The organism is Massilia sp. IC2-278, assembly GCF_020708045.1.
GTDB lineage: Bacteria > Pseudomonadota > Gammaproteobacteria > Burkholderiales > Burkholderiaceae_D > Telluria.
This window is the reverse complement of record NZ_JAJFES010000005.1, coordinates 336134-353540: the sequence shown is the minus strand read 5'-3', so window position 1 is coordinate 353540 and position 17407 is coordinate 336134. Positions and strand designations below refer to the sequence as shown.

Genomic DNA, 17407 nt, shown 5'->3' with positions numbered 1-17407 from the left:
TGACCGGCTCGATCGAGCTGCCAGCGGACAAGGAAATGGTCATGCCAGGCGATAACGTGTCGATCACCGTCAAGCTGATCAACCCGATCGCGATGGAAGAAGGCCTGCGCTTCGCAATCCGCGAAGGCGGCCGTACCGTCGGCGCCGGCGTGGTTGCCAAGATCATCGCCTAATAGCGTTTGATCGTGAAAAGGGCGCCCTTCGGGGCGTCCGGTTCGCACAACAGAGGGGGTGGAATTTCGGTTCCACCCCCTCTGTTTAGGAACGAACGGTGATATACTTTCGCTCCTTTGCTGTATGTAGCACCTTGTAGCACCTGACAAATCATTGCCGGCCTTAACAACCGGTTCGCTCTTTTCTAAGGAAATCGCATGTCCGCTCCAAACCAGAAAATCCGCATCCGCCTGAAAGCGTTCGACTACAAGCTGATCGACCAGTCCGCACTGGAAATCGTCGACACCGCCAAGCGCACCGGCGCTGTGGTCAAGGGCCCGGTTCCACTGCCAACCCGCATTCAGCGTTTCGACATCCTGCGTTCGCCGCACGTCAACAAGACCTCGCGCGACCAGTTCGAAATCCGTACGCACCAGCGCCTGATGGACATCGTCGATCCTACCGACAAGACCGTTGACGCACTGATGAAGCTGGACCTGCCAGCTGGCGTCGACGTCGAAATCAAGCTGCAGTAATTTTTTCGGCCCACGCGGAGTAATCCGCGAGCCGAAAACAATCGGGGCCGGGAAGGGCCGCCAACTGGCGGACTTTCCCGGCCCCGATGCTTTTTTGCACCCTTCCCATATCCTTGTGGCGGTCATCCAGGTGGCACCGGCGCCCGGCTGCGCAATGCCGGGACGCTCAGCGTCGAAAGGCGAACTTGCCTGAAGTAAATCATGCTAACATCGACGGCATGGTTTTTTGATAACGCAATGTGCGGAGTCCGCATGAGAAGCCTCCAAAGCATGGTCAGGGAATATGCGCGGCAGCTGGACGACACCCCTTGGCCGACGGTGCTGGGATACGCCTACGCATCCTTTATAACCCTGGCGCTGCTGTTCCTCCTGACGCCCACCGCTTGGCACGGCCCCGTCAAGACCATCGGGCTGGCGCTGCCGCTGATGCTCCTTGCCGCGAAAGACCTCGCCTCGATTCCCGACGTCGCCGTGCGCCTGCGCGCGCTGCGCCGGCAGGACGCCGGCTGGCTAGCCCTGCTGGCGGCATGCCTGCCGTCCGGACTGATCGGCATGGCGCGCCTCAAACGCGACATCTGGCGCGGTTTCTTCAGCTGGTTGCGCCGCAAGCCGCAGCCGGCGCGCCCGGCCGGCCTGGCGCTCACCTTCCTCGAGCAGGGCGCCTACTCGACCGTCATCGCCATCGGGTTGTTCTGCGTACTGGTCGAGCTGCCGCTCGATGCGGCGCTCGTGCCGCTGTTCGTCGACGACCCCGATAAGGTAAGGACCATCCACCTCGCCGTCGTACTGGGCAGCGTCTATGCGCTCGTCTGGCTGCTTGGCGATCGCTGGCATCTGCGGGGCGGACAGCACGTGCTGACCAGCACCCATCTCGACCTGCGGGTTGGCGCACGCGCCAGCGCCCGCATTCCCCGTGAAGCGATCGAGGACGTACAGCGGCTGGCGGAGCCGGTCGCCCGCTGGCGCCGCACCCATCCCTTCCGCCTGGCGGAGGCGCTGACGATCACGCCCTGGGACAAGCCCAACCTGGTGCTGCGCCTGCGTCCCGACGCCGGCTGCACGATCCGGCATCATGGGATCGAGCGCACCGCCGTACGTTACGTGTTCCTGTACCTCGACCGCCCGGAGCGACTGCTTGCCGCACTGGGACCCGCCTCCCAACCTTGATTCACGGCGCATTGCCTGCGACAACCATGAAAACCCTCCGGCTGACGATCGAATCGGTTCTGCTTCTTTCCCTGGCAGTCTTTTTCTTCGTCCTTCCCTTCACTTCATTGCGGCCCTTGCCCCTGTATGCGCAAGCGGGCGCCGTCTGGGTAGGGCTGTGCTTCCTGCAGGTGCGCATCCATCATGCCAATCCCGACGGCGTGCTGGCCGCGAAAACCATAACGGTGCTGAGGTACTGCGCCAACGGCATGTTCGCCGTGTTCCTGGCGCTCGGGCTATACCACTACCTGGTTTCTCCGCTGTGACCCAAGCCGGTGCCGAGCCGGCTTTCCGACTGCATTAATCCTTGGAACCGGTCTTCCAGCGCAAGCCGAAACCGAAGCGCTGGTCCATCATTTCGTGCGCGCTGGTACGGCCCTGCTGCTCGAAGTATTCGACCATCTTTGTCACCTGCAGGCGCCCACCCTGGTTCTCGATCATGGCGATCGCGCACATCATCTGGCGCCCGCCCTGGTCGAGGCGCACCTCGATCGGCGCCTGGTTCGGCACCGCCACCGTCACCACGCCGTCGGTGGCCGACCAGTTCGGCACGCCCTCGTAGATGAAGGAGAAGATCAGCGCGCGGCGGATCTGGTCGAACTGGTCGCCGTTGATCCACAGGTTCTCGCCACCGGTGGCCGCGCCGGTGCGGTCGTCGGCGTCGAGCTTGATGTAGGGGAGCCCATCGTAGTCGCCCCAGGCATTGCCGAGCGCCTGCACCAGGCCCTTGCGGCCGTCGGCCAGTTCGAACATGCAGCCGAGATCCAGGTCGATGCCGCCGCCCGGACGGCGCGGCCGGCCTGCGTTACCCAGGGCGCCGGTGATGCGGCCGAGGAAGCCGGTTTTTTCGGGCGCCGGCGCCGGCGTCGGAGAAATGGACGACTGGTTCCAGTTCAGGTTGACGTGGATGCGGCCGTAGCCGCGGCCGGCCGCCTTGTCGAGCGAGACCTTGTCGCCGCGCTTTTCCAGCGTGATCTTCGACAGCGAGACCTTTGGCGCAGCAGGTGCGGCCGGTGCGGCAGCAGGAGCAGCAGGAGCGGCCGCCGGCGACGGCGACGACGGCGATGCCTCGGTGCCGCCGAAATGCGCCAGCAGCGCCGACAGGCCGCCATTGAAACCCTGGCCCACGGCGCCGAAGCGCCACTGGCCGTCGCGTCGGTAGAGTTCCGCCACGATCACCGCCTTTTCGTCGCCGAAGTCGCTGCCCGACCACGGGAAGCGCAGCGCGCTGCCCAGGGTCAGCGAACTGGCGCCGAGCGCGCGCATGGTCTGCGCGCCGTCGATGGCGGCCACGAACACCAGCTTGGCGATCGAGGCCGGCAAGGCGTCGAGGTTCACGTCGAAGCTCGCCTTGCTGCCCGCGAGCGCCAGGCGCACCGCGTCGCCCGGGCTGGCCAGCTGGTTGTAGAAGACCATGTAGCGGTCGTCCGAGAGCTTGTCGGCGGCGTCCAGCCCGAAGCAGGACACGTCGACCGACATGCCCGGTGCGCTGATGTCGATCTCGACCGGGAAGCGCGTGCCGGCGCCCAGGTCCGCCAGCTTGCCTTTCTGGCCGCGTGCAAAGGTGTTCATGTGTTTTCCTTTTCGATAAAGGCGGCCGGCCAGCCCGGCGCCTCGGTGGGGTCGGATCCGAACAGGTGCGACTGCGCGACCATGCGCTCGGCCCAGGCGCGGTGCGTGGCCACTTCGCACATCGACTCGTGCAGCTTGAAGACGGCCGGGCTGTTCGGGTCGAGGATGGCGCGCGCCGCTTCCAGGTCTTGCGGCTTTACCTTGTAGTGCGCCTCGATCGGCGCAACCTGGGTCGGGTGGATGGCGGTCTTGCCGACCATGCCGTAGGCCAGGTCTTCCTGCACTTCCTGGTCCAGCAGTTCGGGCAGGTCGAGGTGCTCGAACACCGGTGCCGTCAGCGCGAAGCCGTAGGGACGGAAGATGGTCACCAGCCGGGCGATCGCCAGGCCCAGCGGCGTGCGGTAGATCGTCATGCCGCGCGGACGGCGCAGCCCCAATAGCGCCAGCAGGTCGTTGCCGCCGATGCGCAGCGCCAGGATGCGGTTGCGGATGCCGGGTTGCTGCAGCAGGTCGCGGAAGGCTTCCATTTCGCTTTCGCTGAACACCTCGGCGGTTTCCAGCGTCGGCATCAGCATGTGGTCGGTGCCGCGCACCAGCTTCACATACGACTCCAGGTTGTGGCGCGTGGCTTTCGGGATCACGAAGCCGGTCAGCTTGTGCGCGCCCTTCATGGCCAGCACGCGCGCCAGCACTTCCGGATTGCGCACGCGGACGAAACGCTCGGCCGCCACGTCCGTGCGCATGTTCTCCAGCACCACGGCCAGGTTGAACAGCGCCCAGCTCAGTTCGCGGTCGGCAACGGCATCTTCGGTGCAGAAAATCAGCGAGCGCACGCCCGGCAGCTTTTCGCCGTTGGCGATGTCGAGCAAATGTTTGTGATTGGCCGGCACGTACAGCGACGCGCCCATCGATTTATGCATCCGATGCACTCCTGATCAGGGAAACAGCTTGGTAGGGTAGTTGCGGGTCGACCTCGACCGCTACACCTTTTTCTTCGGCCAGCAGGCGTAGGTGCGCAGTGCCGGCGGCTTGCGGGTCGCGCAGCACCAGCAGGCGCGGCGCGCGGCGCAGCAGCACCCGGGTCGCTTCGCCGATGCCGGGCTTGATGAGGTTGACGTCGGCAATGCCGTAGCGCCCCATGGCGGCCGCAATGTAGGCGCGCGAGCGTTCGGCGGCGGCTTGCGTATCGATGGCCTGCGCCGCGACAGGGGCGCTTTCCGCCAGCGCCAGCGCGCGTTCTTCCAGCGTGTCGACAAAGGCGCGCGAGCGGTCCTGCGCTGCGAAGTCGCTGTACAGCACGCAGCCGTGGAAGTCGTCCGGTCCGATGGCCTCGTTCAGCACCGAGCGGCTGACCAGGCCCGACACCGTCGCATTCAGGATGCTCGACGGGATCAGGTAATCCTCGCAGGAGGCGGCGCAGGCGGCGCTGCCGGCCAGGTCGGACAGCACGTGCAAGCCGCTGTCGATGGCGATGCCGTTGTCAACGTTGAAGCGTTCGACGGATGCCGCCAGCTCGCGCGCGATCACGCCCTTGCCGGTCCAGCCGTCGACGAAGACGATGGACGCCGGCGCATGGCCCCGGGCCAGGATGTGGCGCAGGGCGTTGGCGTCGATGCCGCGGTCGCGCACGATGGAGACCGAATAATGCGCCGTGCCGCGGCCATGCACGCGTTCGAGCAGGCGCTTCAGGACCACGCCAATCGGCGTGCCGCCGCGCGCCAGCGAGACCAGCGTGACCGGCCCGCTGCGCCGTGCGGCAATCAGCCCGGCCAGCACCAGGCAGTCGCGCGCCATGCGCTCGCCATTGGCGGCGCAGGCCTGTTCGAACACGGCTTCGTAGCGTGCCGAGGGCAGGCGCTCGGGCGAGAGCATCTCGCTGTAGTGGCGCCGGCCGGACTGGATCAGTTTCTCCTTTTCGCCCACGTCCTCGACGAAGTCGGCCAGCGGCAGCGGCTTGAGCAGGAACGTGACGTCGGCGCCCGCATAGCTGCCGGAGAAGTTCACAGCGCCTCCACGGTCAGTTTCGACAGCTGCGTGCGGCGCGGGATGATGGCGTAGTCGCAGTCGGCCATGAAGCGCGCATCCGAGCGGCTGTCGCCCATGCCGAAGCTGATGATGTCGCCATGCTCGCGCACCAGGCGCTCGCGCACGTAGGCCACCGCGTTTGCCTTGTCCAGCGCGGTCGGCAGGATGGCGAGGTTGTTGCCGTTGCGGTGCACGCAGTAGTCGCCGTGGCCGTCCGCGATCCAGGGCCGAACCACCTCGTCCTCGACCGGCGTCAGGTTGGCCACGACCTTGTCCGGGTCCTTCACGACGATGAAGAAGGGCGTGCCGGCATCCTCGACCAGGCGCGCACGGCCCTTGAAGCCGGTGCGCACGGCATGGGCGTTGATGCGCGCACCGAGCTGCTGCAGGCCGGGCAGGGCGGCCGTCATCTTCTCGTGCATGCGGGCTTGCCAGGCGGCGTCGATGCTTCCGTCGGGCTGCAGGATGACGCCGCCGAAGTTCAGGATGACGTAGCTGCTGAAACCGAGGTGCACGCGGCGGAAGGCGTCGATGCTGCGCGCCGTGGTCGGGATCACCGTCATGCCCTCGCTGGCGAAAGCGAAGAACGCGCGCTGGGCCGGCGTCGTCAGGGAACAGACGCTGCCGTTGGCGTAATACGCTGCCGGCTCCAGGTTCTCGCGCACCGCGCATTTTTCCAGGGTCTGGAACAGGGTGTCGTCCAGGTCAGCGAACAGGAACTTCTTCAACGTGGTCCTCGGTTTGATAATGGAACAGGCGCGCGCCGAGCTGGTGCGCCGCGTCCAGCAGGGCGGCGTTCGGCGGCGTCTCGTGGCAGACCAGCACGGCGTCGTACTGGCCGGGCGCCACGTTGTACAGGTAATTGGCGATGCCTTCGCCGTAGTTGTCGGGGAAGGTCAAGGCATGCGACACGGCGCCCCAGGTCAGGATGGGCGAACGCGTGGTCGACTGCACCACCACGTCCAGGCCGCGCGCTTCCAGTGCCGCGCCAAGCAGGGTGGAGGCGTGCATGAATTCGCCGGTGCCGAGCACCAGCACCTTCGCGCCTTGTGCGATCTCCTGCGCCAGACGCGCGGCCAGGGTCTCGGGCGCCCGCAGCAGACGCGCCAGGCCCAGGCGGCCGAAGCCGGGATTGGCGCCGCGTTCGGCCTGGGCGTCGAAACGCTGGGCCGGCGCGGCATTGAGCACTGCAGCCACCGGAATGTCGGCCGCCGCGAAGCGGTATTCGCCTTCGATCAGGGCGCCCATGGTGGTCGGAATGCCGAAGCGCGCCGTCAAGCCATCGGTGGCGGCGGCGCCCATGAAGTTCACGATCACGCTCAGGTGCACGCGCTCGATCGACGGGTTCAGGCGCCGGCAGGCGGCGGCCAGGTTCACGAACGTGTTGCCGGTGCTGGCTTCGTCGTCCACCAGCACGATGCTGCGCGCACCCAGCAGCAGGCCGCGTTCGTGCTCGCCTTCCGGCATGTGCAGGAACTGGCGCGGCGCGTGGCTGTGCGCTTCCTCGAATTCGATGATGTCGCCGCTGCCGACGCGGTAGCGCGTGGTGTGGACGAACAGCGCCTCGCGCCCCGGGTTCGCGCGCAGCCAGGCTTCGAACACCCCCTGGCCGAGGCCGATCGCCGTTTCCGCCATGGCGATGAACAGCACCGGACCTTCGCTGGCCGGGACATCCGCGGCCAGGCGCTCGTGCACGGCCAGCATCGCTGATGGCTTCACGGGCCAGTGCTTGCCCAGCACCTTGCTCAGGAAAAGAAAGCCGCGCCTGGCGTTGGCGCGCGCGGCAAAGCCGAGCAGCTCGTCAAGTTCGTGCGCACCCTTGGTGAGCGTGACGTCGAGCCGGCCGGTCGGCAGTTCGGCGCTGCGTTTGGCGGACAGGCCGGGATCGCTGCGCGCGTTCATGCCAGCTCCAGGGCCTGGGACAGTTCGCCGACGCGGATGCCGTTGCGCACCGGCGCCACCTCGACCCGGTCGAAGCCGTCGGCAAAGCCGCGCAGGGCGATGTATGGAAGGTTGGGGCCGGCCACGCAGGCCATGCCGATACCGCCCGACATGCGCGGGTTGATTTCGAGCAGGCGCGGCTTTCCTGCGGCCTCGCGGAACTGCACGTTGAAATAGCCGTTCAGGCCATAGGCGCGCGCCAGGCTGGCGGTGGCTTGCAGGATGTCGTCACGCTGGTCGATGCGCTGGCCGGCGCCCGACTGCGCCGACTTGCGGCGCGCCACGGCTGCCACCAGGCGGCCGTTGTCGCCCACGCAGTCGACGCTGTATTCGCGCCCATCGAGGTACTCCATCAGCAGCATCGTGCGGAACTGGCCCATGGCGGGCAGGGCGCGCCGGAAGTCGTCGAGCGACACGTGGTATTCGGCGCCGGCCAGCAGCAGTTCGGCGCTGCTGCGGGTCTCGTCGAGGATGGCGAAACCGAGGCCGTAGATCGAGTGCGAGGGCTTCACGCACAGTCTGGCGTGGCGGCGGCGCAGGGCGTCGTAGGCTTGCTCGAATCCGGCGGCGTTCTCGAAGCGGCGGAACTCGGCCACCGGGGCTTCGGGCAGCACGGCTTCTTCGTAGAAGCGCGCCTTGTCGTGGATGAACTGCAGGGTCTCGACCGAGGCGGTGCTGAGCACGCGCGTGCCGATGGCTTCGAAACGGTCGTGGGCGCCGGCCAGCAGGGTGGCTTCGCGTCCCGGGACGAAGATGTCGATCTTGCGTTCGCGGCAGAAGGCGAGGCACCAGTCGACGTATTGGTCGGGTTCCAGGCCGGTCGGTTCGGTGTGGAATTCGTGAGCCAGGCGCGCGGCCGGCGTGCGGGAATTGGGATTGCTGTGGACGATGTGGAAGCGTCCTTCGGTGTCGTCGCGGCGGATCAGTTCGATCGCGGCGTAGACGGACGAGAACGTACGGTTGAACCAGACGCGCATGAAGTCCTTCTTGTAGCAGGTAAAAGCTGCCCCGCACACGGGCGGGGCAAGGGCAGGCGTCGCATGACGCCTGCGATCCGGTCCGGATGTCGAATCAGACGTTGACGCCGAACGAGCGTGCGAGTGGGCCCAGGCCGCCGTTGTAGCCCTGGCCGACGGCGCGGAATTTCCAGTCGCCGCCTGCGCGGTACAGTTCGCCGAAGATCATCGCGGTTTCGGTCGAGCTGTCTTCCGACAAGTCGTAACGGGCGATCTCGGCGTTGGTGCCGGCATTCACGCAGCGGATGAAGGCCTTGCCGATCATGCCGAAGTTCTGGCGGCGCGCTTCGGCGTCGTGGATGGTGACGCAGAACGAGACCTTGTCGACGTCGGCCGGCACACGGGTCAGGTCGACCAGCAGGGTCTCGTCGTCGCCGTCGCCCTGGCCGGTGGTGTTGTCGCCGTTGTGGACGACCGAGCCGTCGGTGGACTTCAGGTTGTTATAGAAGATGAAGTCGGCGTCGCCGCGTACCTTGGCGTCGGACTTGAGCATGAAGGCGCTGCCGTCGAGGTCGAAGGCCGCGCCGTCGGTCGAACGCGGGTCCCAGCCCAGGCCGATCAGGACCTTGGTGAGGTTCGGTGCTTCTTTGCTCAGGTTGACGTTGCCGCCTTTTTGCAGACTGATTGCCATTACAAACCCTTTCAGTTCAGTTGAGTTGACACTGCTCGTTGTTTTGCGCCGTGGGGTACCGGGTGGCGATGGATTGCCTCGGCAGCCAATATAGGCGTTAATTGCCCGATTGTACATAAGGGGGCTTATGGCAGGCTTAGGGAGGGCTTCGCAGGTGATATATGCATGCGTTCATGGGGCTGTTGCCTGCTCCTGTATCGGTATGCATGATCCGCGTGGGCTCGAGAGCACACCCTACGGGACAAGTCATCGGCTCGCGGTGACGAAACCCGCGGCGTACCGGGTCTTGCTTTTCGTCGCCGGGAGTCCGCGGCCTCGTCCGTAGGGTGGGCTCTCGAGTCCACGCGGATGCAACCTACCGATAACAGCGCAGGCAACAGCCCCGCTAACACCCGATCACACCGCCGTCGAAACTCAGCTATTGCATTCCAAGAAAACCCTTCGTATAATGCGGCTCCCCGGGCGGTTAGTTCAGTTGGTTAGAATACTTGGTCGACATCCAAGGGGTCGCAGGTTCGAATCCTGCACCGCCCACCAAAGACACTTCAAACAGTCGCAGAGCCCTTCGCGGTTCTGCAGAGAAAAGGCGCAACCGTGCCTTTTCTGTGCTGGTCAGCTAGACCAGATTCCTTCTTCTCCACGCTACTGCGAAAAATGCGCAACAAGGGTTCACATACCCCCCGATTATCTTGTTGCGTCAAGCCCCTTTGCGCGCTATACTAGCCGGCTTCGGTATGGATTGGTCTTTTTCGAATCCGTACTTTTTCCTAGTAGTTAAACAACCCCCGCCCAATCGTAGGTGGGAATGGAGAAAAAATGAGCCTGGGCCTTCTCGGTCGCAAGGTTGGCATGATGCGCATCTTCACGGATGACGGGGACTCGATCCCAGTCACCGTGCTCGACGTATCGAACAACCGTGTCGCGCAAATCAAAACTCCTGAAACCGACGGCTATGCCGCAGTTCAGGTCGCATTCGGTCAACGTCGCGCTTCCCGCGTGACCAAGGCTGTTGCGGGTCACCACGCCAAAGCTGGTGTGGAAGCCGGTACGATGCTGAAGGAATTCCGCGTCGAAGCCGCCAAAGCCGCCGAACTCAAAACCGGCGATACCGTGAACGTTTCGCTGTTCGAAGTGGGCCAGAAAATCGACGTGCAAGGCACCTCGATCGGTAAGGGCTACGCCGGTACCATCAAGCGTTACAACTTCTCGTCGGGTCGTCAGACCCACGGTAACTCGCGTTCGCACAACGTTCCTGGCTCCATCGGTATGGCGCAGGATCCGGGCCGCGTGTTCCCTGGCAAGCGCATGACCGGTCACATGGGCGACGTTACCGTCACCACCCAGAACCTGGAAATCGCTCGTATCGACGCTGAGCGTCAACTGCTGCTGGTGAAGGGTGCCGTTCCTGGCGCCAAGAACGGCCAAGTGGTTGTCAAGCCAGCCGTCAAAGTCAAAGCCAAGAAGGGAGCTTAATTATGGAACTTCAGCTCCTGAATGAGCAAGGTCAAGCCGGCGCCGCTGTTGCAGCTACCGATGAAGTCTTCGGCCGCGAATACAACGAAGCCCTGATTCACCAGGTCGTGGTCGCCTACGCTGCCAATGCACGTAGCGGTAACCGCAAGCAGAAAGACCGTGAAGAAGTCAGCCACACCACCAAGAAGCCATGGCGCCAAAAAGGCACCGGCCGCGCTCGTGCTGGTATGTCGTCGTCGCCACTGTGGCGCGGCGGTGGTCGCATCTTCCCGAACTCGCCTGACGAAAACTTCACCCACAAAGTGAACAAGAAGATGTTCCGTGCAGGTATCTGCTCGATCTTCTCGCAGCTGGCCCGCGAAGGCCGCCTGGTCGTCATCGAGAACCTGTCGATCGAAGCACCGAAGACCAAGCTGCTGTCGCAAAAGCTGCAGGGCATGGGCCTCGAATCGGTCCTGGTGATCACCGACACCATCGAAGAAAACCTGCTGCTGGCCTCGCGTAACCTGCCGAACGTGCTGGTTGTCGAGCCTAAAGCTGCTGACCCGATGTCGCTGGTGTTCTACAAAAAAGTCCTGGTCACGAAAGCTGCTCTGGCCAAGATCGAGGAGATGTACGCATGAGCACCGCAATCAAATTCAGCGAAGAGCGCCTGATGAAGGTGCTGCTGGCTCCGGTCATTTCCGAGAAGGCTACCTTCATCGCGGAAAAGAACGAGCAGATCGTGTTCAAGGTCCTGCCTGACGCGACCAAGCCAGAAATCAAGGCTGCCGTCGAACTGCTGTTCAAAGTCGAAGTGGAATCGGTGCAGACCGTGAACCGCGAAGGCAAGCAAAAGCGTTCGGGCCGTTTCAACGGTCGCCGCAACCACACCAAGCGCGCTTTCGTGTGCCTGAAGCCAGGCCAGGAAATCAATTTTGTCGAGGAGGCTAAATAATGGCACTCGTTAAGATGAAGCCAACCTCCCCAGGCCGCCGCGGCATGGTGAAAGTTGTGAACAGCGACCTGTACAAGGGCCGTCCGTTCGCAGCACTGGTTGAAAAGAAATCGAAGACTGCTGGCCGTAACAACAACGGTCACATCACCACCCGCCACATCGGCGGTGGCCACAAGCATCACTACCGTCTGGTCGACTTCAAGCGCCAGAAGGACGGCATTCCTGCCAAGGTCGAGCGTATCGAATACGACCCGAACCGTAGCGCGCACATTGCACTGCTGTGCTACGCCGACGGTCACCGTGCGTACATCATCGCCACCAAAGGCATGGCTGTCGGCGACAGCGTGATGAACGGTTCGGAAGCGCCGATCAAGTCGGGCAACTGCCTGCCGATCCGCAACATCCCGATCGGTACCGTCATGCACTGCGTCGAAATGCTGCCAGGTAAGGGTGCCCAGATGGCCCGTACCGCCGGCGCCGGCGTCGTCCTGATGGCCCGTGAAGGCACCTACGCCCAGGTTCGCCTGCGCTCGGGTGAAGTCCGTCGCGTTCACATCGAATGCCGTGCAACCGTGGGTGAAGTCGGCAACGCCGAGCACAGCCTGCGCAAGATCGGTAAAGCTGGTGCGATGCGCTGGCGCGGTGTTCGTCCTACCGTTCGCGGTGTGGTCATGAACCCGATCGACCACCCGCACGGTGGTGGTGAAGGCCGTACGGCAGCTGGTCGCCATCCGGTGTCGCCATGGGGTCAACAGACCAAGGGCAAGAAGACGCGTTCGAACAAGCGCACTTCGTCGATGATCGTCTCGCGCCGCGGCAAGAAATAAGGATAAATCATGACTCGTTCATTGAAAAAAGGGCCGTTCGTTGACGCCCACCTGGTGAAAAAAGTCGAGACCGCGCAAGCGACCAAAGACAAGAAGCCAGTCAAAACCTGGTCGCGCCGCTCGACGATCACTCCTGACTTCATCGGTCTGACGATCGCTGTCCACAACGGCAAGCTGCACGTGCCGGTGTACGTCTCGGAGAACATGGTCGGCCACAAGCTCGGCGAGTTCGCGCTGACCCGTACGTTCAAGGGCCACGCCGCTGACAAGAAGGCGAAAAAATAATGGAAACTAAAGCTATCCTCAAAGGCGTGCGCCTGTCGGAACAAAAGGGCCGCCTGGTTGCGGACCTGATCCGCGGCAAGAAAGTTGACGCAGCACTCAACATTCTGCAGTTCAGCCCGAAAAAAGGCGCGACCATCATCAAGAAGGTTCTCGAGTCGGCAATCGCCAACGCGGAACACAATGATGGCGCCGACATCGACGAGCTGAAAGTCGTTCAGATCTACGTTGAAAAGGGCCCGATCCTGAAGCGCTTTACTGCTCGTGCAAAAGGCCGCGGCGATCGCATTTCGAAACAATCCTGTCACGTCTACGTGACTGTCGGTAACTAAGGAGCAAACGATGGGTCAGAAAATCCACCCAACCGGCTTCCGCCTGGCGGTCACCCGTAACTGGGCATCGCGCTGGTACGCTGGCAACGGCAACTTCGCCGACATGCTGAAGGAAGACCTGGAAGCACGTACTTTCCTGAAGAAGAAGCTGAAGAACGCTTCGGTCGGCCGCATCGTCATCGAGCGCCCAGCCAAGAACGCGCGCTTCACCATCTACTCGTCGCGTCCTGGTGTCGTGATCGGTAAAAAAGGCGAAGACATCGAAGTGCTGAAGTCGTCGCTGACGAAGATCATGGGCGTGCCTGTGCACGTCAATATCGAAGAAATCCGCAAGCCGGAAATCGATTCGCAGCTGATCGCCGATTCGATCTCGCAGCAGCTGGAAAAGCGCATCATGTTCCGCCGCGCGATGAAGCGCGCGATGCAAAACGCAATGCGCCTGGGCGCCGTCGGCATCAAGATCATGTCGTCGGGCCGCCTGAACGGCATCGAAATCGCACGTACCGAATGGTACCGCGAAGGCCGTGTGCCTCTGCACACCCTGCGCGCCGATATCGACTACGGCACCAGCGAAGCGTCGACCACCTACGGCATCATCGGTGTCAAGGTCTGGGTCTACAAGGGCGACCGTTCGGTCACCGGCGAAGCCCCGGTCATCGACACCCCGCCGGACGAGAAAAAGCCACGCGGCCCACGTCGTGACGATGGCAAGCCATCGCGCGGCCCACGCCCGGCCGGAGGCGCCCGTCCAGGTAATGCAGCACCGACCGTGCGTGCTCGTCCAGCCGTCAAGCTGGCGACCCCGGCTGCCGCTGCACCAGCTGAGAAAGCAGGAGAATAAGCATGCTGCAACCATCGCGCAGGAAGTATCGTAAAGAGCAGAAAGGCCGTAACACCGGCATTTCGCACACCCGCGGCACCGCGGTCTCGTTCGGTGAATTCGGTCTGAAGGCAGTTGCCCGCGGCCGTATCACCGCGCGCCAGATCGAAGCGGCACGTCGCGCCATGACCCGTCACATCAAGCGTGGCGGTCGTATCTGGATCCGTATCTTCCCGGACAAGCCGATCTCGAACAAGCCGGCCGAAGTCCGTATGGGTAACGGTAAAGGTAATCCGGAATACTACGTCGCTGAAATCCAGCCAGGCAAAGTCCTGTACGAGATGGACGGCGTCGCAGAAGAACTGGCGCGCGAAGCATTCCGCCTGGCCGCTGCCAAACTGCCACTGGCTACCACGTTCGTCGTGCGCCAGGTCGGCCAATAACAGGAGTTGAATATGAAAGCATCGGAACTCCGCGGCAAGGACCAGGAAGCGCTGCAAAAGGAGCTGAATGAGCTGCTGAAGGCCCAGTTCGGCCTGCGCATGCAAATCGCTACCCAGCAGCTGGGCAATACCGCGCAGCTCAAGAAAGTACGTCGCGACATCGCGCGTGTGAAGACTGTGATGAACTCGAAGGAAGCCAAATGAACGACACCACTAAAACGGCGCTGAAGCGTACGCTGGTCGGCAAAGTCGTGTCCGACAAAATGGACAAGACCGTCACCGTGCTGATCGAGCGTCACGTGAAGCACCCGCTGTACGGCAAGATCATCGTGCGCTCGAACAAGTATCACGCGCACGACGAAACCAACCAGGCCAAGACCGGCGACACGGTCGAGATCTCGGAAGGTCGCCCGATCTCGAAGACGAAAGCTTGGACTGTTACCCGTGTTGTGCAGGTTGCACAGGTACTGTAAGCAGTAAAAATTAGTCTTGCGTGGCCCGCTGGTATCTGAGATACTAGCGGGCTTCGTTCATGTGTTGCCGCAGTTTGTCCCCCTCGGTAACTGCGGCCTGTTCGAAGTTTATTGGAAAGTCCAATCACCCAATCGTAGCGCTCCAGCAGGGGCGGTGCGGCGGGACCAAGACTGACCGCAGGCCTACGGTTCGCCGTGGGGTTTCTTCGGCTTAAGTTGGGAAAGAAAATACTATGATTCAAACCGAAAGCCGGCTCGAAGTAGCCGACAACACCGGTGCAAAAGAAGTTTTGTGCATCAAGGTGTTGGGCGGCTCCAAGCGCCGTTATGCGAGCATTGGCGACATCATCAAGGTAACCGTCAAGGTTGCCGCGCCACGTGGCCGTGTCAAAAAAGGTGAAATTTATAACGCTGTGGTTGTGCGTACCGCTAAAGGTGTGCGCCGCCAAGACGGCTCCCTGGTGAAGTTCGACGGCAATGCCGCAGTACTGCTGAACGCCAAGCTGGAACCGATCGGCACCCGTATCTTCGGACCAGTGACGCGCGAGCTGCGCACTGAAAAGTTCATGAAGATCGTGTCCCTGGCACCTGAAGTACTGTAAGGAGTCGCAATGGATAAGATTCGTAAAAACGACGAAGTCATCGTTTTGGCCGGTAAAGACAAGGGCAAGCGTGGCGTGGTTTCGCGTCGCGTCGACGCCGAGCACGTCATCGTCGATGGCGTGAACGTCGCCAAGAAGGCCGTCAAGCCGAACCCGATGACCGGCGTCCAAGGTGGTATCGTCGACAAGGCGATGCCGATTCACGTCTCCAACGTCGCGCTGTTCAACGCCGCGACCGGCAAGGCTGACCGCGTAGGCTTCAAAGACCAGGACGGCAAGAAAGTCCGCGTCTACAAGTCTTCCGGCGAAGAAGTGAAGGTGTAAGAACATGGCCCGTCTCCAACAATTCTACAAAGACAAAGTCGTCGCTGACCTGACCGAAAAATTCGGCTACAAGTCGGTGATGGAAGTGCCGCGCCTGACCAAGATCACCCTGAACATGGGTGTTGGTGAAGCGATCGCCGACAAGAAAGTGCTCGAGCACGCTGTCAGCGACCTGACCAAGATCGCCGGCCAGAAGCCAGTGACCACCAAGTCGCGCAAGGCAATCGCAGGTTTCAAGATCCGCGAAGGCTACCCGATCGGTACCATGGTTACCCTGCGTGGCAACCGCATGTACGAGTTCCTGGATCGTTTCATCACCGTGGCCCTGCCGCGCGTGCGTGACTTCCGTGGCGTGAACGGCAAATCGTTCGATGGTCGTGGCAACTACAACATCGGCGTCAAGGAACAGATCATCTTCCCTGAAATCGATTACGACAAGATCGACGCGCTGCGTGGCATGAACATCTCGATCACCACCACCGCTAAGACCGACGACGAAGCCAAAGCGCTGCTCGCCGCCTTCAAATTCCCGTTCAGGAACTAAGAGCATGGCAAAACTTGCACTGATTAACCGCGAACAGAAGCGTGCAGACCTGGTGGAGAAATTCGCCGCAAAGCGTGCAGCTCTGAAAGCGATCATCGACGACCAGTCGAAGACCGAAGAAGAACGTTACGAAGCGCGCCTGAAACTGCAGGCCCTGCCACGTAACTCGGCGCCGACCCGCCAGCGTAACCGCTGCGCCATGACCGGCCGCCCACGTGGCACCTTCCGTAAGTTCGGCCTCGCCCGTACCAAAATCCGCGAATTCGCCATGAAGGGCGAAATTCCGGGTATGACCAAAGCCAGCTGGTAATAGGAGAATAAGCAATGAGTATGAGCGATCCTATCGCCGATATGCTGACCCGCATTCGCAACGCACAAACTGTTCAAAAGACCACGGTCGCAATGCCGTCGTCGAAAGTCAAGGTTGCCATTGCCAACGTCCTGAAGGACGAGGGTTACATTGAGGATTTCGCCGTGTCCACCGAAGGTGGCAAGTCGGAACTGAAAATCGGTTTGAAGTATTACACCGGCCGTCCGGTCATCGAGCGCATCGAGCGCGTTTCCCGTCCTGGCCTGCGTGTCTACAAAGGCAAAGACGAGATCCCGACCGTCATGAACGGCCTGGGCGTGGCGATTGTGTCGACCCCGCAAGGCGTGATGACTGACCGCAAAGCCCGCGCCACCGGCGTCGGCGGCGAAGTTATCTGCTACGTAGCTTAAGGAGTAGACGATGTCTCGAGTAGCTAAGATGCCAATCGCTGTCCCAGCTGGCGCCGAAGTGGCGATCACTGCAGCAGCGATCACGGTCAAAGGCCCACTGGGCACCCTGACCCAGCCGCTGAACGGCCTGGTCAAGGTAGAAAACAACAACGGCACGCTGACGTTCGACGTGGTGGACGATTCGCGTGAATCGAACGCCATGTCGGGCACCCTGCGCGCCCTGGTCAACAACATGGTTACCGGCGTCACCAAGGGCTTCGAGAAGAAGCTGAACCTGGTGGGCGTGGGCTACAAGGCAGCAGTGCAGGGCAACGCCCTGAACCTGTCGCTGGGCTTCTCGCACCCGGTGCTGCACGCGATGCCGGAAGGCGTCACCGCAGCAACCCCGACCCCGACCGAAATCCTGATCAAGGGTATCGATCGTCAAAAGGTCGGCCAGGTTGCCGCTGAAGTGCGCGCTTACCGCTCGCCTGAGCCTTACAAAGGCAAGGGTGTCCGTTATTCGGACGAAGTGGTGAAGCTTAAAGAAACCAAGAAGAAATAATCGGAG

The 17407-nt window shown here is 62.4% G+C and carries 26 protein-coding genes, 1 tRNA gene and 1 pseudogene; 21 read left to right on the top strand and 7 right to left on the bottom strand.

What is annotated here, in order from left to right:
- From LK540_RS13375 to LK540_RS13360, 4 genes and pseudogenes are all read left to right on the top strand, one after another.
- Positions 1-173 (top strand): annotated as a pseudogene (locus LK540_RS13375) (elongation factor Tu); the annotation flags it as partial.
- A gap of 198 nt (positions 174-371) precedes the next feature.
- Positions 372-689, top strand: coding sequence for a 30S ribosomal protein S10 (rpsJ, locus tag LK540_RS13370; protein ID WP_036209000.1), 318 nt, complete (start codon positions 372-374; stop codon positions 687-689).
- 252 nt (positions 690-941) lie between these two features.
- On the top strand, positions 942-1856 hold the full coding sequence (locus tag LK540_RS13365; RefSeq protein WP_229437782.1) for a hypothetical protein: 915 nt from the start codon (positions 942-944) through the stop codon (positions 1854-1856).
- A 26-nt stretch (positions 1857-1882) separates the two neighbouring features.
- Positions 1883-2161, top strand: a complete 279-nt coding sequence (locus LK540_RS13360; protein WP_229437781.1) for a hypothetical protein — start codon at positions 1883-1885, stop codon at positions 2159-2161.
- A gap of 34 nt (positions 2162-2195) precedes the next feature.
- On the opposite strand, the gene LK540_RS13355 is transcribed toward LK540_RS13360, so the two are convergent.
- The 7 genes from LK540_RS13355 to LK540_RS13325 all read right to left on the bottom strand — a co-directional run bounded on the left by LK540_RS13355 (position 2196) and on the right by LK540_RS13325 (position 9080).
- A complete protein-coding gene (locus LK540_RS13355) occupies positions 2196-3467 on the bottom strand; it encodes a TerD family protein (RefSeq protein ID WP_229437780.1) in 1272 nt (423 codons plus the stop codon).
- Positions 3464-4387 carry an HpcH/HpaI aldolase/citrate lyase family protein gene (locus tag LK540_RS13350; RefSeq protein ID WP_229437779.1) on the bottom strand — a complete coding sequence of 308 codons (924 nt, stop codon included), beginning with the start codon at positions 4385-4387 and terminating at the stop codon, positions 3464-3466. Before LK540_RS13350 ends, LK540_RS13355 begins: the two co-directional genes overlap by 4 nt.
- Positions 4380-5471 carry a cysteine protease StiP family protein gene (locus LK540_RS13345; RefSeq protein WP_229437778.1) on the bottom strand — a complete coding sequence of 364 codons (1092 nt, stop codon included), beginning with the start codon at positions 5469-5471 and terminating at the stop codon, positions 4380-4382. Before LK540_RS13345 ends, LK540_RS13350 begins: the two co-directional genes overlap by 8 nt.
- Complete coding sequence (locus LK540_RS13340; RefSeq protein WP_229437777.1) at positions 5468-6220, bottom strand: hypothetical protein; 753 nt, start codon at positions 6218-6220, stop codon at positions 5468-5470. The genes LK540_RS13345 and LK540_RS13340 overlap by 4 nt, the downstream gene beginning before the upstream one ends.
- A complete protein-coding gene (locus tag LK540_RS13335; protein ID WP_229437776.1) occupies positions 6198-7394 on the bottom strand; it encodes a phosphoribosyltransferase family protein in 1197 nt (398 codons plus the stop codon). The genes LK540_RS13340 and LK540_RS13335 overlap by 23 nt, the downstream gene beginning before the upstream one ends.
- On the bottom strand, positions 7391-8410 hold the full coding sequence (locus tag LK540_RS13330) for an ATP-grasp domain-containing protein (RefSeq protein WP_229437775.1): 1020 nt from the start codon (positions 8408-8410) through the stop codon (positions 7391-7393). The genes LK540_RS13335 and LK540_RS13330 overlap by 4 nt, the downstream gene beginning before the upstream one ends.
- Positions 8411-8504: 94 nt before the next feature.
- On the bottom strand, positions 8505-9080 hold the full coding sequence (locus LK540_RS13325) for a TerD family protein (protein WP_229437774.1): 576 nt from the start codon (positions 9078-9080) through the stop codon (positions 8505-8507).
- Between the two features lie 460 nt (positions 9081-9540).
- On the opposite strand from LK540_RS13325, the gene LK540_RS13320 reads away from it, so the two are divergent.
- The 17 genes from LK540_RS13320 (at position 9541) to rplF (ending at position 17401) form a co-directional block, all read left to right on the top strand.
- Positions 9541-9617 (top strand) — tRNA-Val (locus LK540_RS13320).
- A gap of 279 nt (positions 9618-9896) precedes the next feature.
- Entirely contained in the window at positions 9897-10553 is a 657-nt protein-coding gene (rplC, locus tag LK540_RS13315) for a 50S ribosomal protein L3 (RefSeq protein ID WP_229437773.1), read from the top strand.
- A gap of 2 nt (positions 10554-10555) precedes the next feature.
- Positions 10556-11176: a 50S ribosomal protein L4 gene (rplD, locus tag LK540_RS13310; protein WP_229437772.1), complete on the top strand. Its 621-nt coding sequence runs from the start codon at positions 10556-10558 to the stop codon at positions 11174-11176.
- Positions 11173-11490, top strand: coding sequence for a 50S ribosomal protein L23 (rplW, locus tag LK540_RS13305; protein WP_229437771.1), 318 nt, complete (start codon positions 11173-11175; stop codon positions 11488-11490). The genes rplD and rplW overlap by 4 nt, the downstream gene beginning before the upstream one ends.
- The gene (gene rplB / locus LK540_RS13300) at positions 11490-12317 is read left to right on the top strand and encodes a 50S ribosomal protein L2 (RefSeq protein WP_229437770.1); all 828 of its coding nucleotides are present in this window, start codon (positions 11490-11492) and stop codon (positions 12315-12317) included. Before rplW ends, rplB begins: the two co-directional genes overlap by 1 nt.
- Before the next feature lie 9 nt (positions 12318-12326).
- Complete coding sequence (gene rpsS, locus LK540_RS13295) at positions 12327-12602, top strand: 30S ribosomal protein S19 (protein ID WP_229437769.1); 276 nt, start codon at positions 12327-12329, stop codon at positions 12600-12602.
- Entirely contained in the window at positions 12599-12931 is a 333-nt protein-coding gene (gene rplV / locus LK540_RS13290) for a 50S ribosomal protein L22 (protein ID WP_170976705.1), read from the top strand. Before rpsS ends, rplV begins: the two co-directional genes overlap by 4 nt.
- Positions 12932-12941: 10 nt before the next feature.
- A complete protein-coding gene (gene rpsC / locus LK540_RS13285; protein WP_229437768.1) occupies positions 12942-13772 on the top strand; it encodes a 30S ribosomal protein S3 in 831 nt (276 codons plus the stop codon).
- Between the two features lie 2 nt (positions 13773-13774).
- Positions 13775-14194: a 50S ribosomal protein L16 gene (gene rplP / locus LK540_RS13280; protein ID WP_005663456.1), complete on the top strand. Its 420-nt coding sequence runs from the start codon at positions 13775-13777 to the stop codon at positions 14192-14194.
- Positions 14195-14206: 12 nt separating this feature from the next.
- The gene (gene rpmC / locus LK540_RS13275; RefSeq protein WP_027867254.1) at positions 14207-14398 is read left to right on the top strand and encodes a 50S ribosomal protein L29; all 192 of its coding nucleotides are present in this window, start codon (positions 14207-14209) and stop codon (positions 14396-14398) included.
- On the top strand, positions 14395-14667 hold the full coding sequence (gene rpsQ / locus LK540_RS13270) for a 30S ribosomal protein S17 (RefSeq protein WP_229437767.1): 273 nt from the start codon (positions 14395-14397) through the stop codon (positions 14665-14667). The genes rpmC and rpsQ overlap by 4 nt, the downstream gene beginning before the upstream one ends.
- Positions 14668-14900: 233 nt before the next feature.
- The gene (gene rplN, locus LK540_RS13265; RefSeq protein WP_005663451.1) at positions 14901-15269 is read left to right on the top strand and encodes a 50S ribosomal protein L14; all 369 of its coding nucleotides are present in this window, start codon (positions 14901-14903) and stop codon (positions 15267-15269) included.
- A 9-nt stretch (positions 15270-15278) separates the two neighbouring features.
- Positions 15279-15593, top strand: a complete 315-nt coding sequence (gene rplX, locus LK540_RS13260) for a 50S ribosomal protein L24 (protein WP_136219936.1) — start codon at positions 15279-15281, stop codon at positions 15591-15593.
- A 4-nt stretch (positions 15594-15597) separates the two neighbouring features.
- A complete protein-coding gene (gene rplE / locus LK540_RS13255; protein ID WP_229437766.1) occupies positions 15598-16137 on the top strand; it encodes a 50S ribosomal protein L5 in 540 nt (179 codons plus the stop codon).
- A gap of 4 nt (positions 16138-16141) precedes the next feature.
- A complete protein-coding gene (rpsN, locus tag LK540_RS13250; protein ID WP_141835681.1) occupies positions 16142-16447 on the top strand; it encodes a 30S ribosomal protein S14 in 306 nt (101 codons plus the stop codon).
- A 14-nt stretch (positions 16448-16461) separates the two neighbouring features.
- Complete coding sequence (gene rpsH / locus LK540_RS13245; protein ID WP_192056827.1) at positions 16462-16857, top strand: 30S ribosomal protein S8; 396 nt, start codon at positions 16462-16464, stop codon at positions 16855-16857.
- Positions 16858-16867: 10 nt separating this feature from the next.
- The gene (gene rplF, locus LK540_RS13240; RefSeq protein WP_136219939.1) at positions 16868-17401 is read left to right on the top strand and encodes a 50S ribosomal protein L6; all 534 of its coding nucleotides are present in this window, start codon (positions 16868-16870) and stop codon (positions 17399-17401) included.
- Positions 17402-17407 lie beyond the last annotated feature (6 nt).

Coding starts and splice junctions, on each gene's coding strand:
- rplX (WP_136219936.1), top strand. CDS start 15,279: ATGGATAAGATTCGTAAAAACGACGAAGTCATCGTTTTGGCCGGTAAA.
- rplW (WP_229437771.1), top strand. CDS start 11,173: ATGAGCACCGCAATCAAATTCAGCGAAGAGCGCCTGATGAAGGTGCTG.
- rplD (WP_229437772.1), top strand. CDS start 10,556: ATGGAACTTCAGCTCCTGAATGAGCAAGGTCAAGCCGGCGCCGCTGTT.
- rpsC (WP_229437768.1), top strand. CDS start 12,942: ATGGGTCAGAAAATCCACCCAACCGGCTTCCGCCTGGCGGTCACCCGT.
- LK540_RS13355 (WP_229437780.1), bottom strand. CDS start 3,467: ATGAACACCTTTGCACGCGGCCAGAAAGGCAAGCTGGCGGACCTGGGC.
- rpsS (WP_229437769.1), top strand. CDS start 12,327: ATGACTCGTTCATTGAAAAAAGGGCCGTTCGTTGACGCCCACCTGGTG.
- LK540_RS13325 (WP_229437774.1), bottom strand. CDS start 9,080: ATGGCAATCAGTCTGCAAAAAGGCGGCAACGTCAACCTGAGCAAAGAA.
- rplC (WP_229437773.1), top strand. CDS start 9,897: ATGAGCCTGGGCCTTCTCGGTCGCAAGGTTGGCATGATGCGCATCTTC.
- rpsQ (WP_229437767.1), top strand. CDS start 14,395: ATGAACGACACCACTAAAACGGCGCTGAAGCGTACGCTGGTCGGCAAA.
- rplF (WP_136219939.1), top strand. CDS start 16,868: ATGTCTCGAGTAGCTAAGATGCCAATCGCTGTCCCAGCTGGCGCCGAA.
- rpmC (WP_027867254.1), top strand. CDS start 14,207: ATGAAAGCATCGGAACTCCGCGGCAAGGACCAGGAAGCGCTGCAAAAG.
- LK540_RS13335 (WP_229437776.1), bottom strand. CDS start 7,394: ATGAACGCGCGCAGCGATCCCGGCCTGTCCGCCAAACGCAGCGCCGAA.
- LK540_RS13365 (WP_229437782.1), top strand. CDS start 942: ATGAGAAGCCTCCAAAGCATGGTCAGGGAATATGCGCGGCAGCTGGAC.
- rpsJ (WP_036209000.1), top strand. CDS start 372: ATGTCCGCTCCAAACCAGAAAATCCGCATCCGCCTGAAAGCGTTCGAC.
- LK540_RS13360 (WP_229437781.1), top strand. CDS start 1,883: ATGAAAACCCTCCGGCTGACGATCGAATCGGTTCTGCTTCTTTCCCTG.
- rplN (WP_005663451.1), top strand. CDS start 14,901: ATGATTCAAACCGAAAGCCGGCTCGAAGTAGCCGACAACACCGGTGCA.
- LK540_RS13350 (WP_229437779.1), bottom strand. CDS start 4,387: ATGCATAAATCGATGGGCGCGTCGCTGTACGTGCCGGCCAATCACAAA.
- LK540_RS13330 (WP_229437775.1), bottom strand. CDS start 8,410: ATGCGCGTCTGGTTCAACCGTACGTTCTCGTCCGTCTACGCCGCGATC.
- rpsN (WP_141835681.1), top strand. CDS start 16,142: ATGGCAAAACTTGCACTGATTAACCGCGAACAGAAGCGTGCAGACCTG.
- rplP (WP_005663456.1), top strand. CDS start 13,775: ATGCTGCAACCATCGCGCAGGAAGTATCGTAAAGAGCAGAAAGGCCGT.
- rpsH (WP_192056827.1), top strand. CDS start 16,462: ATGAGTATGAGCGATCCTATCGCCGATATGCTGACCCGCATTCGCAAC.
- rplB (WP_229437770.1), top strand. CDS start 11,490: ATGGCACTCGTTAAGATGAAGCCAACCTCCCCAGGCCGCCGCGGCATG.
- rplE (WP_229437766.1), top strand. CDS start 15,598: ATGGCCCGTCTCCAACAATTCTACAAAGACAAAGTCGTCGCTGACCTG.